Below are 16798 nucleotides of genomic sequence, written 5' to 3' on the forward strand. Positions count from 1 at the left end.
TTTTCATATTTCTGTGATCAGAATGATGAAAATCAATATCATCCCTACTAGAATAAATGGCGCAAAAGGAATTTCTGTTTTTTTATCTACTCTACTTCTCTTTATTGCTTTAGCGCACAAAATATAGAGAGCTGCGACACAGTGTGAAAGTACCAATATGTAAAAAAACACTTTAAACCCGAGAGCAAACCCAATTAACCCAAAAAGTTTTATATCCCCGCCACCAATTGCACTGCCACCTGTAAAAACAGCAATTGTCGCCAAAATTAAGACCGCTCCAGCACCGGTTAGTATATAGTCCCACCAAGGGACGGCACGAAAGAACAAACGAAAACACCCAATAAATAACAACCCTGTTATTATTAACCTATCATAGATCAATCTCTCTTTCAAATCGGTTATCGTAGCTATTACTAAGACTAGTATGAGAAATAAGTACAAAATCATCTCTGTCATCATGACATTCGTTCCTCTTATATCCTATTTGGTCATCTACTCTCATGGTCATTATATCCAATACTTTCATTGTTGACAAGGGAATCTTGGAATAGAAATAGAAATTATTTATAGCATCAATGGTGACACCACCAATAGTGCTAGTTAAAGTAAGAACACCCTTACAGTGTGTATACTAACCTCTAATACACTTAAAGGACCCTTTCAAGGGTAAGTTATGTGATTACAAGCTTGATACATGAGCTCAACCTTGCAGAAAAGCTATTTGAAGATTATCCTCTAGACGAATCTTGCTGATATAATCCACATTAGTCGACCACTGAAGTAACTAGAGAAGCAATCATCGTCCATAGCGATGAACTAGGCACCCCAGTAACAAATGGAGCTAAAGAAAGGAAACATACTAAAATGCAGAAAAAGCCTATTCCTGTTAGACTTATTTCTCTCTACTTTATCCTACTAGGCGGGTTTATGACCTCGATACAACTACTTTCATTCCCGAGGGAATTAGGTACAATAAATCAGGTATGTACTTCTCTTACCGGATGTCATAGCGCGATCAAGATGACTGTTCTCTATCTAATCTTCGTTATGATACTCCATGGATTCTTGCCCTTCATTGCCGCGATCGGCATGTTTAGAGGAAATTTATGGTGATAGACAGGCATACTTAGCTTATCTTGTTCTCGATGGAGCGATTAATCTCTCTGTTTTTATTCTTCAAGGTAGTTTCCTCGAACATATGGAATCCCTGATATATACTTTACTTCTCACACTCGCTCTCATCTATCTTACAACCAAGCATTTTTACCAATACTTCGAAATCGAAGACATGAAGAACGTAAGCCTCTATTTAAGACGAATGGGAGTAGCGTTCTTGATGATGTTGGCTTTTGAAGTCGTACTATACTTCAGCTATACAAGCATTCCATAATGGAAGCAACTTGCCTTCTGTAGGCACAGCAAAGTGGAGTTTAGCAGTTGGGTAAGAAAGTCTGCTAAACTCCACTCTATCAAAGACTGAAGCTTCTACAAGATCCTATGCAGATGACACTCTCCCTGATCATCCCCCAGATGCACTCATAAACATCCATGCAATTAATCCAAAGCAAGCAGAGGTCAATAGAAATATAATTACGGACGCAATAATAATACCTTGTACGATCCCAGGTCTGCCTTTCTTTTTCGCCACAATCGCAGCCATGATCCACCCAATGATGGTCCCATAAACAGGAGAAAACATGATGACCGTGGCAAAGACTTCTCCGATGTAATCAACAATAAAGGTGGACATAAGCACAGACGTGAGCATTCCCAACAAGAATTGAACAACCATCATAACCCCTATACTGATGGCAACGCCAATCCATATATCCCACTTTTGACGTTTTTCGGACCACTCTTTTCCTTCCTTGTTCTCTTCTTGACTCAGTTTAGTCCCCTCCTCTCTCTGCTCGTATCTCTTCTAGTACATGCTCCTGTCCCTCTCGATAGAAGAGATTGTACGTATCAAAAGGAATGATGCGTCCATCCGGGTGAGCGATATGTACACATGATTTCTTCACCGAGCGCACATCAAAGTTATGCACATCTAGGAACTGCATGATGATCACACGAAACACTTGATCATACGATAAATCGTCAGGTGCAGATACATCCGGTAAGCAACAAAGCAATTCCTTTAACGACGAAGCAGAGGAAGCTGGCGAGTGATGCGTGGAAAACAGATCAAAAACCTTTCCTCTTAACTCTTCCTCCCGTTCGAAAGAGATCGTATTCCGCTTCCCTTCCAATAATACTGCGGGATCAATCATACCCGTAAGTGGCACCGCACCATCTGCTGTCTTTATGGCATAACCCATCGCCAAACAGTCCGGATGACACGGTACAGGAATCACGTCTTCTTCATGGAATATTTTAGATTGCGAGATAATCATCTTTCGTACTTCACTCAACGTCAAACGGTTCAGAGCTGGATCAAAATTTTCTAAGCGTCCTGCCGATTGAATCGGTTGAAACGTTACACCACGCACAGCACGTTGCTGAACACCATATTGAATGATCTTGCCTACTTCATGATCATTGACACCTTTCTTTAAGGTGACGACTAACGTAGTGGACAAATTGTATTCATTCAAACGAGCCAGCGCGCGCTCACGCACTTTGCGTAAATCGACTCCGCGTAACTGGCGCAATGGATCTTCTTCAAAGCTATCAAATTGAAGGTAGATCTCCAGTCCAGGCATATACGTAGCTAAGCGTTCGACAAAAGCAGGATCGGAAGCAATTTTTAGCCCATTGGTATTAATCATGATGTGGCGAATGGGACGCGCTTTGACACGGTCTAATATTTCAAAAAACTGCGGATGAATCGTCGGTTCTCCTCCACTAATTTGCACAATATCGGGTTCGACTTCATTTTGTACGATCGCATCCAGCATAAACTCAATCTGCTCCAAAGAACGAAATTGCTGGCGTTCCGGCGATGAATTGGCATAGCAGATGGGGCAAGACAGGTTACAAGAATCGGTGATTTCAAGAAGTGTCAAGCAACTATGTTGCTCATGATCTGGACACAAGCCACAATCATATGGACAACCGTAACGGATCGGTGTATTCCAACGAGCGGGCATTTCTGCAGGCTTTAAGTACTCGCGACACTGTTTATAGTAGTCGATGTCATCAGCGATCAATACCTTCTCTGGACCATGCTGTAGGCATCGTTTCAAGAGATAGACGTTGCCCTCTTGAAAAATCACCTTTGCTTCTACTTTACGTAGACAGATTGAACAGATACTACCCGTCAGTTCATAAAAAAGGTAGGGACGGTTACTTGTGCGATGTGTCATAACCTATCTCCTTTCCATAGAGATCAACTTTGCTTTACTAAGTGGAATCCACTTTCGCATAAGCGAATAATAGTAGATTATTCCTGCAATACAGGCGAGTTGAATACTACTAAGTGACCACAAAACCGGCGGTGTTGGTTTTATAAAATCGATTCCCAGTCGGAAGAGTAGATAGCTACTCAGAAACAATTGAAATAGCCCGCCATTAGGAAGAGAATCCTCTCGATACTGACGAAGAGTCCAGAGCAACACCCCTAATAAAAGTAGAAAAATCATTTCATATAGTTGTGTTGGGTGACGCATCACCCCATCGCCAAAGTCTACACCTGTCCAAAGTTGTGTCGGGTTGCCATAAGTGTGATCGGATAATCCCGTCAGAAAACATCCCGTGCGCCCGATCATCATGCCTACAAGCAGCGGAAACACCATATCATCACCGGTAGATTGGGTTACGCCAATCCGCTTCTTCATCCACTCCACACCCACTAACCCACCGAGTAATCCCCCCACTATTGTTTTTCCTTGCATCAAGTAGATCGGGTCATTCCATGATTGTAGCGTGAGCATAGGGCTTTCTAACCAATAAAGCACTTTTGCTCCTAGCGCCGCCCCCACTGCTGCCCCCACAACCACCCACATCATTTTGCTAAAAGGCAATGCTTGTTTTTTTCGTCTCCACATGTAAAGACGAAATCCGACAAAATACGCTAAGAATTCAAACAATAAATGAGGATGTAAGTCAAAGTTGCCTAGCGGAATCATACAAGGAAAATCCACAAGATCCCTTCTTTTCTCCAAAAAAATAACGCTCATTACCATCATACGATTCACTTGGAAAGGGTTCATATTCTATATGATGGAGAAATACTGCTACCAATATAGTTTATTCTATATCCGATCTTTCATCCCTTCTCATATTGGATGTTCTTTCCCTCGTTATTCAGATTATGATTTCACCTTAACAACACATCGCTCCATCAAATGCAGACTTTCATAGAAATAGCCTACTAGATTTCCCCCGTGTATAAGCATCTATAAAATGGAAATAGTATACCCGACCCCTAAAAGGAGGTCAAAAAGGAGTGTACCTTGATGAAACTTTGGAAAACCATTTTTCTTACGACCGTCATGCTGGCGGTGCTCTCACTTTATCCTAAAGCCATATATGCTTCCACCCATCCAGACATCGCGAACCCACAAGTGTTCAATATTGCGCATCGAGGTGCATCCGGTTATGCACCCGAACATACCATGACCGCCTATACATTAGGCCAGGAACTGGGTGGCGACTATATCGAAATTGATTTGCAGATGACCAAAGATGGGGAACTGATCGCCTTTCATGACGAAAAGCTCGATCGTACCACCAATGGATCGGGTTTAGTCAAAGACCACACATTGGCGGAAATCAAAAAGCTGGATGCCGGTTCATGGTTCAACAAGGAAAACCCTGAGAAAGCAAAGGCTGAATACAAAGGACTCACCGTACCCACACTCAATGAAGTCTTAGACAAGTTTGGAGATCAAGCTAACTACTATATTGAAACCAAATCTCCCGAGGTTTACCCCGGAATGGAGGAAAAGCTTCTACAGATCTTAGAAGAACACAATTTGACTGGACTCCACTCCCGTAAGGATCAAGTCTTGATTCAATCCTTTAGTAAAGAGAGTTTGCAGAAAGTACACCAACTCGACCCGGATGTATCCCTTATTCAACTTCTATGGTACACAGAACCTGCTCAGATCACAGACCAAGAGCTGATTAATATTAAGCAGTATGCCATTGGCATTGGGATGAACTACGATCAAGTGGATCAATCTTATATCCAAAAGGCACGAAACCATCAATTATGGGTGCATGCTTACACCGTGAATAAGAAAGAAGAGGTCTACAAAATGTTGCGATGGGGAGCAACAGGAATCTTTACGAACTTTCCTGATTTACTCCGCAAATAGCCTGACTGATGATCGAGAAAAAACAAATTCGTCGACTAGCAAACCCGCTTTGAATGCAAAGAAATACAGATCACTCATCGCCTTTACCTCTGGAGAAGAGCCACCGGTAATCCCTTAGGCTCTTCTTTATGTTTCATAATCATATTTCTATAATCTAAAAAATAATCCATCCTTCCAAATAGGATTGCCTTTCCCCTATCTCTATTCTCTCAACCTATTCTTATCAATATCTCAACAACAACAAGTTGATCCTCTCTCTCTGTCTGTTACACTAGTGATTGAATCAATAAAGGAGTGATTAAATTTATGAAGAAAATTGGTAGAGTGATCACCGCACTTATCCTAGGGACATCCTTGTTGATGCCGATGACGGCTGTGGAAGCTAAGTCGAATCACCTTTCCCACCCCTCCAAAGAACAAACTCCGGAGATTTTAAACATCGCACACCGCGGAGCATCTGGCTATGCCCCTGAACATACTCTCCTCTCCTATTCCTTGGGTCAACTGATGCAAGGAGATTACATCGAAATCGACCTACAGATGACCAAAGACGGCGAACTGATCGCTTTCCACGATGAAACCTTAGATCGTACCACCAATGGAACAGGACTCGTCAAAGATTATACGCTCGCTGAAATAAAAGAACTGGATGCGGGATCATGGTTTAATGAGGCCTATCCAGAGAAATCTTTCCCGATCTTTAGTAGACTCTCGGTTCCTACCTTAGAAGAAGTATTGGATCGCTTCGGTCACCGTGCCAATTATTATATTGAAACGAAATCTCCTGAGGTTTACCCAGGAATGGAAGAAAAGCTACTAGAAACCCTGGAAGAATATGATCTCATCGGTCCAAAAGCGCGTGAAAACCAGGTCCTTATTCAATCGTTTAGCCAAGAGAGTCTCCAGAAGACCCATGATCTCAATCCTGATGTCTCGCTTGTTCAACTCCTGTGGTACACCGAGCCTGCAACGATTACAGCAGCAGAGCTCAATGAAATTGAGGAGTACGCCATCGGAATTGGGATGAACCATGACCTCGTGGACCAAGAGTATATCCAGGCTGCACGAGACCGCGACTTGCTCGTTCACCCCTATACCGTCAACAAAAAAGAAGACATGAGAAAAATGTTGGAGTGGGGAGCGACAGGTATGTTCACCAACTACCCCAACCGCTTGAACGAAGTGATCTGTGAGTTTGGCTCAAATCGGTAATCCAATTGTAAAATCCCCTTTCACAGTACGAAAAAGCACCTGCTGATCCCAGCAGGTGCTTTTCTCTATCTTCTCTTTCTCAGGCATCTTGCTACCTTGTCTATCTCATTTCCTACTCTCCTTGTTCCTGCCTCATGGTTGGGAAGAGTAGAACGTCACGGATGGAGGCACTGTTGGTCAGTAGCATCACCAGTCGATCCACACCGATTCCGAGGCCACCGGTCGGAGGCATGCCATATTCCATCGCTTCCAGGAAGTCTTCATCCATCGGATGAGCTTCATCATTGCCTTGTGCTTTCTCCGCTACTTGTGCTTCAAAGCGCTGACGTTGATCGATTGGATCGTTCAATTCCGTAAAGGCATTGGCGTGTTCACGGCCGACGATGAAAAGTTCGAACCGATCGGTAAAGCGAGGATCATCCTCATGTTTCCGTGCCAATGGAGAAATTTCAAGCGGGTGCCCATAGACGAAGGTAGGCTCAATTAATTTCTCCTCAATTTTTTGCTCGAAGAACTCATTCACAATATGACCAAAGGTCATGCTTTCGGTAACACGAATACCGTGTTCTTCAGCAAGGCGATGTGCTTCTTCGTCACTCATCTCTTGTTTAAAGTCGACTCCCGTCTCTTCGCGAATCAATTCCACCATCGAACGGCGTGCCCAGGGCTTCCCTAAGTCGATGGTATATTCGCCATAGGTGATTTCCGTCGTTCCCAACACGTCTTCGGCAATATGACGAACCATCTCTTCCGTAAGATCCATCATATCGTGGAAGTTGGCGTAGGATGCGTACAACTCCATCATTGTAAACTCTGGGTTGTGACGGGTGGAGATCCCTTCATTACGGTAAACGCGACCGATCTCGTACACTTTCTCCATCCCGCCCACGATGAGGCGTTTCAAGTGAAGTTCGATAGCAATTCGCATATAGAGTTCAATATCAAGTGCGTTGTGATGGGTGACAAAGGGACGAGCGGATGCCCCTCCAGCAATATTATGCAGGGTCGGCGTCTCGACTTCTAAGTATCCTTGGTCATCTAAGTAACGGCGCATCGCACGGATGATGTGACTACGCGCAACAAATGTGTCCTTCACTTCAGGATTCATCATCAGATCCAAGTAACGTTGCCGATAGCGCAGTTCCACATCTTTTAAACCGTGATATTTCTCTGGCAAGGGACGTAACGACTTGCTGAGAAAAGTGACTTCATCCGCTTTTACGCTTGTCTCTCCCACTTTGGTCTTGAAAACCGTACCGGAGACCCCAATCCAGTCCCCAATATCGGCTGTTTTAAACACCTCGTATTGCGCTTCTCCTACACGATCACGGCGCACATAAATTTGCATGCGGCCACTCGCATCTTGCAGATGGGCAAACGAAGCCTTCCCTTGTCCTCGCTTGGCCATCAACCGACCGGCGATGGTAACCAATTCTTCTTTCTCTTCTAGTTCTTCTTTGCTATAACCGCTATAAGAGTGCATAATGTCGCTAGCCATAGCGCTCCGATCAAATTTTTGCCCAAATGGATTGACACCCATTTCTGCTAACGTATCCAGCTTCTCGCGCCGAATACGAAAAAGTTCATTTTGCTCCATCTCTTGTGACAAACTAGCTCACTCCTTTTAAAAAAGACGGGTCCCTACAACCCGTCTGCTTTCCTGCCTCTTATTGTATAGTAGAAAGTAGGGTAGGGGCAAATATACACCCTATTTTTACACCATTTCTGCTTCTTTTTCCTCATTGGCAGCCATTCGCTCTTGTTTTTCTTTCTCCACCTTTTCCACAAAGGCGACGAGAACACTTTCCATGCCTGCCCGCGTTTCCTGCAAATTCACTTCATCCTTGATACGAGCGGACCCGCGAATCCCCTTCAAGTACCAACTGGCATGCTTCCGCATCTCGCGTACCGCTACATCTTCTCCACGTAGAGCGATCAAACGATCCATGTGGACCAAAGCCACATCGATTTTTTCCCGTGGCGTTGGTTCAGGGAGAAGCTCCCCCGTGGTTAAATAGTGCACCGTCCGGTAGAGCATAAAGGGGTTCCCCAAGGCTCCTCGGCCAATCATCACTCCATCGCAATCAGTCTCATCCAACATGCGACGAGCATCCTCCGGTGTGGCTACATCCCCATTTCCGATCACTGGGATGGATACATTCTCTTTCACCTCGCGGATGATGCTCCAGTCCGCTTTTCCGGTATACATCTGCTTTCGTGTACGCCCATGAACCGCTACCGCCAATCCACCTGCGCGTTCCACCGCTTGCGCATTTTCCACAGCGAGGATGTTGTCTTCGTCCCAGCCGGTACGCATTTTGACGGTAACGGGTTTGCTTACATTCTCCACCACCGCCGACACCATTTCTTCAATTTTATCCGGGTCTAAAAGCCAGTGCGCGCCCGCATCACACTTGATAATTTTCGGAACAGGACATCCCATATTAATATCGATAATATCGGCATTGGTGTGTTGATCCACCACTTTGGCTGCTTCCACTAAATTTTCCTTGTCTCCTCCAAAGATCTGTAAACTAAGGGGTTTTTCCCGTTCATCCACATACAACATCTGCTTGGTTCGTTCATTCCCCGAAAGGATGGCCTTATCACTCACCATCTCCGCACAGACGAGGCCAGTACCAAATTCCTTGGCGATCAAACGAAAGGCAGGATTACATACCCCCGCCATCGGAGCCAACACCACATTGTTTTTCAGGGTAATCGGACCTATTTTCATTCCTGTCTCCTCCTCTCTTTCCTTTTAATTTTGTAAACCTGTCGTCATCGGGTACGAAAGGGAAATCTCGGTCTTAACCACCTCATCCTCCCCCTCGTTCGTCCAGCCATTAACAAGCTCAATCACTGTCTTCCCCGTATCAGGGATCATCTGTGTGGGGGCAATCTCTGCCAATGGGTAGAGCACAAAGGGACGCTCCTGCATGCGTGGATGGGGAATCACCAATGCTTCTTCCCTTACCTTATGCGAGCCAAATAAGAGAATATCCAAATCGATCGTTCGCGGTCCCCAGCGTACTTCTCGCACGCGCTCCAATTGGCTTTCAATCTCCAAGCACCAATGCAGCAGGGATCGTGGTGTTAACGTTGTCTGAATGGCTACCACCATATTTAGAAAGTGAGGTTGCTCCATATAACCGACAGGTGCCGTTTCATACACCGACGATCCCTCTTCCAACCAGATTTGAGGATGACTCACCAATCGTTCGATGGCCGCTTGCAGATACCCTTCTCGCTTCCCCATATTGGAACCAAGCCCGATAAAAGCTTTGGTTTTCTCGCTGTCCATGCCCCTCACCTCATCTCTTTAACCCTTGGATGGGGAATCTCCCACCCCGTGCTACCTTCCCTACTCTTCTCCAATACCTTCCTTACGCCGCATGATCTCCACCCCTACGGCTTGGTAATGGCCTTGGATAGGAGGATCGGGTTTGGTCAAACGAACACGTACTGCTTCGATAGCAAAACGGGAAAGGAGCACTTGAGAAATCCGTTCAGCAACGGTTTCTACTAGCTTCACCGCTTCCCCTTCCACCTGTTCACGCACAAGCTCGTACACCTGAGCATAGTCAATGGTCTCGTTCAAATCGTCTGTCTGTGCCGCGACCGACAAATCCGTCTTTAACTCTAAATCAACCAGGAAGCGCTGTCCCAGCTTATTCTCTTCTGCAAATACTCCATGATACCCGTAAAAGGCCATTTTTTCAAAGAAGATCGTATCCATTCGCACTCACTCCTCTGGTTCATTTTGCTCTTTGCATCGCGTCGATCATACGTGCCACACGAACCATCTCTTGCACATCATGCACCCGAATCAGGGAACAGCCTTTACTAATGCCCCAGGCAACCGTGGCGGCAGTACCCTCCACCCGTTCGGATACTGGTAGATTTAAGGTTTCTCCAATCATCGACTTGCGTGAAGTTCCTAGTAATACTGGATAGCCGAGCGCCGTAATTTGTTGCAGTTGATTCATCACCCGTAGATTTTCTTCCACACTCTTAGCAAAACCAATACCCGGGTCCAGCACAATATTTTCTGCTTTCACTCCTGCTTGCCGGGCTATCGCCACGCTCTCATGCAAGTCCGCACAGACATCTACCATCAGATTTTCATACGTGGGCGTGCTACGGTTGTGCATAAGAATAACCGGAACCTCTTTTGCTGCAATCACCGTAGCCATCTCAGGCTCTTTTTTTAGCCCCCATACATCATTGATCAGGTGGGCTCCCGCCTCCAATGCTGCCCGCGCCACTTCTGCTTTATAGGTATCGACAGATAGCGGAACATCCACTTCCTGCACCAGTCGTTCGACGATCGGGATCACCCGTTCCAACTCTTCTTCAAGGGAGACAGGTGCCGCCCCAGGGCGCGTCGATTCCCCGCCGATATCGATTAAGTCCGCTCCTTCAGTAGCGAGTTGCTGAGCATGTTGCAGGGCTTGGTCGATTCGCTTAAATCGCCCTCCATCGGAGAAAGAGTCAGGTGTAACATTCAAGATACCCATGACCACTGTGCGCTCGTGAATAGGCAAAGAGTAAGCACCCACTTCTAGAGGCAGGTGGGGACGAGAAGTTAGGGTAAGAGATTGTGTCATATTTTCTCACCTCTTTTCGTTTCGTACGAGGGGCAAGTCGTTTGATTGTGTTGCATCACGCCCGCTTTCTACTCGGACAGACTTTCCCATTCCGCTACACTGCGTAATTTCCCTGTCCAATGCGCATATTCTTCTTGTAAATGCTTGGTTAAGGGACCGGGGCTTCGGTATAGAAAATCATTCATACGGAAGACCGGCATGATTTCCTGTACGGCGTTCGTAAGGAAGACTTCGTCCGCTTCCGCTAAGAAAGATAGAGGATAAGCACCTTCCTCTGTCTCGTAGCCCAGCTGCCTAGCCAGCTGTAGGACAAAATGCCGCGTGACTCCGGGTAGAATGCCCAGCTCGAGGGAAGGCGTATAAAGGATGCGATCACGCACGCAGAAAAGATTGCTCACAATCCCTTCCGCCAGCCACCCCTCCGCGGTTAACATCAGCCCTTCCACATCGGGAAAGGACGCTACCTGCTGCCGTGCCACGACATGATTTAAGAAGTTATGCGATTTTAATTGCTCCGCTCCACCCGCAGATTGACGTGGCAGGGAGACCCGTTGCAATTCTTTTCCCCGCTCCACCCTCTCGGCAGAACGAACAGGAAGCGGTCTAGCAAACACAACCGTTGTCGGCTTCAGATAAGAAGCCGTCGTTAGACCGATTCCTTCCTCTCCGCCCGTCACACTGATGCGAATAACCGCATCGGTCAAACCATTTTTCGTCGCCAGCTGTAAGATCGCTTCTTCCCACTCCTCAGACTGGTAGGGGGAGGCAATTTGCAATTGCTTCAGCCCTCGTTCCAGCCGGTGCCAATGATCCGTCCATAAAAAAGGAAAGCCCTCGTACAAACGCAAGGTTTCAAACACGCCTACACCGTAGAGAAAACCATGATCCAGCACGGATACTTTGGCTTCCTCTTGCGGGACCAGCTCTCCGTTGAGCAAGATCCAACTCATCTTAGCTTACTTCTCCAGAAGCAGCATAAGCTGCTTCCCGTACAGGTACGCCATAGGTAGTGAGGAAGTTGTACAATAACTGTTTTCCCGAGTCGCTCAAAATCGATTCAGGATGAAATTGCACCCCTTCTAATGCCCACTTACGGTGACGCAGTCCCATAATCTCGCCTTCATCCGTGAACGCACTCACTTCCAACGAGCTGGGCAGACTCTCTTTCTCGACGATCAGTGAGTGATAGCGTGTCGCTGTAAACGGTTGAGCCAACCCTCGAAAGAGGGTCTTTCCATCATGATGGACAGGCGAGGTCTTGCCATGCATCAGACGCTCCGCGCGTACAACCTTCCCGCCACATGCTTGTGCGATCGACTGATGACCGAGGCACACACCCAAGATGGGAACTTGACCCGCTAGTTTCTTAATCACTTCAAGGCAAATGCCCGCTTCATCAGGATTCCCTGGACCAGGAGAGAGTACGATCGCTTCCGGCGGATGGGCCATGATCTCCTCAACGGTAATCTCATCGTTTCGTACTACCTTTAAGGATTGTCCCATTTCTCCAAGATATTGAACCAAATTATAGGTAAAGGAATCGTAGTTATCAATCATGAGGATCATTTGTGTTCACCCTGCTTTTTTCTGCTTATTTATCTCATCAGTTTACACCATATCAGAGAGGGTGAAAAGGTTGAGTTCCTGGTAACTCCCCATCAGGGAGTGAAAAACAACAGGACTATATCTTTGTAGCAATGGAGATAGAAAAACGCTCACCCTATTTTGCTAAGGTGAACGCTCTCCTGTTACTTCTATGAATTTCTTCTATCTATAGATGACAAGATCCCATACCCCGCTTTTGCAAATACCGTTGATGATACTCTTCCGCACGGTAAAACGGTTTGGCAGGCGTAATCTCAGTCACGATCGGTTTGGAAAATTTAGCGGATTGATCCAACTCCTTTTTAGACGCCTCTGCTTCTTGCTGTTGCTTCTCGGAGTGGTAGAAGATCGCGGAACGATACTGGCTACCTACATCTGGACCCTGCCGATTTAATGTTGTGGGGTTATGATTTTCCCAAAAGACCTGCAGAAGTTGTTCATAACTGATTTTGGAGGGATCGTAAGTGACCTGAACCACTTCTGCATGCCCTGTTTGATCACGACAAACTTCTTCATAAGTAGGGTTTTCGCTCGTCCCACCCGTATAACCGACTGCTGTCTCTGTTACTCCATCCAATTGGCGAAACGTCTCTTCTACTCCCCAAAAACAACCGGCACCAAACGTTGCTTTTTCCATATCACTCACTCCCTCATTTTCACTATAGAGTTTATATGCTTTTCCATTCACCCCTTCGTCGGGGTGAGAAATGTATAGACGAAACCCTCTCTTCTTGGCTAAGGAGAGAGGGTAGTAGCTATTCGTACTAACTGGGGAAAAGGCTGATCGTCACGATCACCCGTGTCCCTTATTCATCTTCAAACTGATAGAGAGGAGTAGAGAGATAGCGTTCTCCCGTACTGGGCGCTATCGCCAACACTTTCTTTCCTGCACCTAATCGTCGTGCGATGCGTAAAGCCACTGCGACTGCCGCACCAGTGGAAATACCGCACAAAATCCCCTCTTCACGTGCTAATCGGCGTCCATACTCGATCGCTTCTTCATTGGAGACCGTCATCACTTCATCATACAGTTCTGTGCGTAAAATCCCCGGTACAAAACCGGCTCCGATTCCTTGTATCTTGTGCGGACCCGGATCGCCTCCCGAAAGAATGGGAGAGTCTTTTGGTTCAACAGCGATTAATTGAGTTTCTGGAAGCTTCTCTTTCAATACTTCACCCACACCGGTAATGGTTCCACCGGTACCAATTCCAGCAACAAAAGCGTCCAAAGAGCCGTCCATTTGTTTCAGTAACTCCTGTGCCGTCGTCTCCCGATGGATTTTCACATTGGCAGGATTTTCAAACTGTTGCGGAACAAAGTACTCCGGATGCTCCGACGCAATTTCCTCTGCTTTGGCAATGGCTCCCTTCATGCCTTCTGCTCCCGGTGTAAGCACCAGTTCAGCACCATAAGCACGCAACAGGTTGCGGCGCTCGATGCTCATGGTATCAGGCATAACCAACAGTGCCCGATAGCCTTTAGCAGCCGCTACCATCGCCAGTCCAATACCCGTATTGCCACTGGTTGGCTCCAGAATGGTATCCCCTGGCTTCAGCTCCCCTCCGTTTTCCGCTACCTCGATCATCGACAGGGCAATCCGATCTTTCACACTGCCTCCAGGGTTGAAGGCCTCCAATTTCAAATATATATCAGCATCCGCTTTGCCCACGATGCGATTTAAACGAACAATCGGTGTCTCACCAATGAGTTCCAGAATATTTCGGCCCACGCGCATGATTTAATAGCCCCCTAAACCTAGCTGACAACTAGGATTTCAATTTGCCTCATCATATCAATTGACTGAGGTACTGTCAATGCTCATTTCCCTTTCTAATCCAGCAGGGATTGGAGCTCTTCTTTGCTCACTTGATACGGTTCGTTACAGAAGTGACAAATCACTTCCGCACCTTCTTGCTCTGTTATTAAAGCCTGTAGTTCTTCCTCCCCTAAGCGTTTTAACATCGTCAAAATACGCTCTCGCGAACACCGACAAGTAAAGCGAAGCGGCTTTTCTTCATGAACCTGCATCGACTCGCCCATCAGAGTAGCCAAAAGTTGCTCAGGAGTAACCCCTTCATCCATCGCTTGTGTAACAGCGGGCATCGTGTTTATCTGCTGTTCAACTTGCGCAATCACTTCATCGTCTGCTCCAGGCATCACCTGTAGCAAAAAGCCACCTGCTGTACGGATAGATAGATCCCGGTCCACCAGTACCCCGACGCCGACCGCTGACGGAATCTGCTCCGACATCGTAAAATAGTAGGAGAAGTCATCGCCAATCTCTCCTGTTTGAATGGGACTACTACCGCGATAAGGCTCCTTCAGACCTAAGTCCTTGGTAACATGAATCATTCCACTCCCCACACCTGCGCCCACATTTAGCTTCCCTGCTGCATTGGAGGGAAGTTCGACTGCAGGTTGCCCTACATACCCACGCACTTCGCCCTTCGCGTTGGCGTCTACCACCAGTTGACCGAGAGGACCATCCCCTTGCACCTGAATGGTAACTTGTTGTTCACTCTTAAGCATCATCCCCATCATCGCTCCGACCGATAACGTCCTTCCTAAAGCCGCACTCGCAATAGGTAAGGTACGATGGCGTTGGTGAAGTTCGTTTAGGATACCCGGTATTTGCACAGCAAACCCACGAATTTGTCCATTAGAAGCAGTCGCTCGGATTCCGTAATCTTTCATGTTCCGTACCCTCATTTCCTTTTTATTTTATATTATTGCTTTCTATACCTCATTCACAAAGAAAAACCCCCTTGTGTGGGGGCGCTTTCATAATAGGATTATTGCCGGACGATAAAAGGTTTAATCGAACGTAGATACGTTTCCACACGCACACGGTCATCAAGCTCAATATCATGCTGACGCAATGTTCGATTAAGATGCTTCAAAATCCGTTCAAACTGTTCATCCGTCGCATTGAGAGAGGCATAGTCTTCCTTTACCCGACCTTCTGGGGCTGGTCCACCTAATACCGAACCAATAAAGAGACCTTGTCGCTCAGCCAATGCCGACATATCTGCGCCACGAAAGATAAACTTAACTTCAGGGTCATTAAGTAAGCGTTCATGAAAGTCTGCTACTAAATCACGAATAAACGCTTTTCCCCCGCGTTGTTCGTATACACTTAACTGACTGGACAACCTACTCACTCACTTTCTTACTAACATCATCCTAACGCAGTAAAGAGTAGGAGTGTCTGTTGGACGCTCTTTCTCTTCAAATTATAGGCTATAACCATATTATACTTGAATTATTTCATCAACCCAACTTTATTTAAATAAAATCTCTAGCAAAATAGATTTAGCTTTTCCTCTAACGAGCATTTCGCTCATAGATCAATTTCAATCCTTCTAAGGTTAATCCATGATGAATAACGTCGATCGTCTTCGTCTCGTTACAAATAAGGTCAGCCAATCCCCCTGTGGCCACAACGGTTGGCGTTTTGGATAGTTCCTGCTTCATACGGGAAACCACCTCATCAACCACTCCGACATAGCCATAAAAAATCCCTGCTTGGACCGCATGAATCGTATTGCGTCCTACCACACTCTCTGGTTTCACTACTTGTACGCGCGTCAGCTGGGCAGCCGACTGGTACAAGGCTTCTGTCGAGATGTTAACACCCGGTGTAATGGCCCCCCCGACATAATGGCCTTTTTCGTCAATGAAACAAAAGGTCGTTGCCGTACCAAAGTCAACCACAATGACGGGAGCTCCGTACAAATCAATGGCTGCCACGGCATTGGCAATACGATCGGCTCCCACCTCTCGGGGATTCTCATATTGGATATTGAGCCCTGTTTTCACACCGGGTCCAACCACGAGTGGGGTTTTTCCCACATATTTACCCACCATCAGTTTGAGAACGTAGGTGAGTGGGGGAACCACTGAAGAGATCACCACCCCCTCCATCTCATCCAGATGAAGACCATGGTGTTGCAATAAATTTTGCAATAACATCGCATATTCATCTTCTGTTTTTTCGCGGTCTGTTTGAATCCGCCATTGTTGCGAAATATCCTTCCCTTCATAAATACCGACAACAATGTGTGTATTGCCTACATCCATTAACAACAGCAAGCGCAATCCCTCCTTTT

Annotated in this window: 18 protein-coding genes; 2 read left to right on the plus strand and 16 right to left on the minus strand. The window is 46.3% G+C overall.

Annotated features, from left to right (window positions below):
* Positions 1 to 3 precede the first annotated feature (3 nt).
* From AC6RGY_RS13555 to AC6RGY_RS13570, 4 genes are all read right to left on the minus strand, one after another.
* Positions 4 to 459, minus strand: coding sequence for a prepilin peptidase (locus tag AC6RGY_RS13555; protein WP_499863769.1), 456 nt, complete (start codon positions 457 to 459; stop codon positions 4 to 6).
* Between the two features lie 1060 nt (positions 460 to 1519).
* Positions 1520 to 1795, minus strand: a complete 276-nt coding sequence (locus tag AC6RGY_RS13560) for a hypothetical protein (protein ID WP_499863771.1) — start codon at positions 1793 to 1795, stop codon at positions 1520 to 1522.
* Positions 1796 to 1889: 94 nt separating this feature from the next.
* Entirely contained in the window at positions 1890 to 3305 is a 1416-nt protein-coding gene (locus AC6RGY_RS13565) for a radical SAM protein (protein ID WP_499863774.1), read from the minus strand.
* A gap of 3 nt (positions 3306 to 3308) precedes the next feature.
* Complete coding sequence (locus AC6RGY_RS13570; RefSeq protein ID WP_499863776.1) at positions 3309 to 4082, minus strand: prolipoprotein diacylglyceryl transferase family protein; 774 nt, start codon at positions 4080 to 4082, stop codon at positions 3309 to 3311.
* A 315-nt stretch (positions 4083 to 4397) separates the two neighbouring features.
* On the opposite strand from AC6RGY_RS13570, the gene AC6RGY_RS13575 reads away from it, so the two are divergent.
* Together AC6RGY_RS13575 and AC6RGY_RS13580 are read left to right on the plus strand one after the other, a co-directional pair.
* Complete coding sequence (locus tag AC6RGY_RS13575; protein ID WP_499863779.1) at positions 4398 to 5261, plus strand: glycerophosphodiester phosphodiesterase; 864 nt, start codon at positions 4398 to 4400, stop codon at positions 5259 to 5261.
* 306 nt (positions 5262 to 5567) lie between these two features.
* The gene (locus tag AC6RGY_RS13580; RefSeq protein WP_499863781.1) at positions 5568 to 6473 is read left to right on the plus strand and encodes a glycerophosphodiester phosphodiesterase; all 906 of its coding nucleotides are present in this window, start codon (positions 5568 to 5570) and stop codon (positions 6471 to 6473) included.
* 112 nt (positions 6474 to 6585) lie between these two features.
* Here the strand turns inward: AC6RGY_RS13580 and lysS are convergent, their stop codons facing one another.
* From lysS to AC6RGY_RS13640, 12 genes are all read right to left on the minus strand, one after another.
* Positions 6586 to 8082, minus strand: coding sequence for a lysine--tRNA ligase (lysS, locus tag AC6RGY_RS13585; RefSeq protein WP_499863782.1), 1497 nt, complete (start codon positions 8080 to 8082; stop codon positions 6586 to 6588).
* Between the two features lie 105 nt (positions 8083 to 8187).
* Positions 8188 to 9210 (minus strand): tRNA dihydrouridine synthase DusB, encoded by a 1023-nt coding sequence (gene dusB, locus AC6RGY_RS13590; RefSeq protein WP_499863783.1) that lies wholly within the window; start codon positions 9208 to 9210, stop codon positions 8188 to 8190.
* 24 nt (positions 9211 to 9234) lie between these two features.
* On the minus strand, positions 9235 to 9777 hold the full coding sequence (gene folK / locus AC6RGY_RS13595) for a 2-amino-4-hydroxy-6-hydroxymethyldihydropteridine diphosphokinase (protein ID WP_499863786.1): 543 nt from the start codon (positions 9775 to 9777) through the stop codon (positions 9235 to 9237).
* Positions 9778 to 9837: 60 nt separating this feature from the next.
* A complete protein-coding gene (gene folB, locus AC6RGY_RS13600) occupies positions 9838 to 10212 on the minus strand; it encodes a dihydroneopterin aldolase (RefSeq protein WP_499863789.1) in 375 nt (124 codons plus the stop codon).
* Between the two features lie 19 nt (positions 10213 to 10231).
* Positions 10232 to 11083: a dihydropteroate synthase gene (gene folP, locus AC6RGY_RS13605; protein WP_499863790.1), complete on the minus strand. Its 852-nt coding sequence runs from the start codon at positions 11081 to 11083 to the stop codon at positions 10232 to 10234.
* A 68-nt stretch (positions 11084 to 11151) separates the two neighbouring features.
* Positions 11152 to 12033: an aminotransferase class IV gene (locus AC6RGY_RS13610; RefSeq protein WP_499863792.1), complete on the minus strand. Its 882-nt coding sequence runs from the start codon at positions 12031 to 12033 to the stop codon at positions 11152 to 11154.
* Between the two features lies 1 nt (position 12034).
* Entirely contained in the window at positions 12035 to 12649 is a 615-nt protein-coding gene (locus AC6RGY_RS13615; RefSeq protein ID WP_499863794.1) for an anthranilate synthase component II, read from the minus strand.
* 205 nt (positions 12650 to 12854) lie between these two features.
* Positions 12855 to 13325, minus strand: a complete 471-nt coding sequence (gene msrA / locus AC6RGY_RS13620) for a peptide-methionine (S)-S-oxide reductase MsrA (protein WP_499863796.1) — start codon at positions 13323 to 13325, stop codon at positions 12855 to 12857.
* Between the two features lie 169 nt (positions 13326 to 13494).
* Complete coding sequence (gene cysK, locus AC6RGY_RS13625; RefSeq protein ID WP_499863798.1) at positions 13495 to 14424, minus strand: cysteine synthase A; 930 nt, start codon at positions 14422 to 14424, stop codon at positions 13495 to 13497.
* A gap of 95 nt (positions 14425 to 14519) precedes the next feature.
* The gene (gene hslO, locus AC6RGY_RS13630) at positions 14520 to 15383 is read right to left on the minus strand and encodes an Hsp33 family molecular chaperone HslO (RefSeq protein WP_499863801.1); all 864 of its coding nucleotides are present in this window, start codon (positions 15381 to 15383) and stop codon (positions 14520 to 14522) included.
* A 98-nt stretch (positions 15384 to 15481) separates the two neighbouring features.
* Positions 15482 to 15841, minus strand: coding sequence for a truncated hemoglobin (locus AC6RGY_RS13635; RefSeq protein ID WP_499863803.1), 360 nt, complete (start codon positions 15839 to 15841; stop codon positions 15482 to 15484).
* 172 nt (positions 15842 to 16013) lie between these two features.
* The gene (locus AC6RGY_RS13640) at positions 16014 to 16781 is read right to left on the minus strand and encodes a type III pantothenate kinase (RefSeq protein WP_499863805.1); all 768 of its coding nucleotides are present in this window, start codon (positions 16779 to 16781) and stop codon (positions 16014 to 16016) included.
* Positions 16782 to 16798 lie beyond the last annotated feature (17 nt).

Source organism: Mechercharimyces mesophilus, from assembly GCF_059818345.1.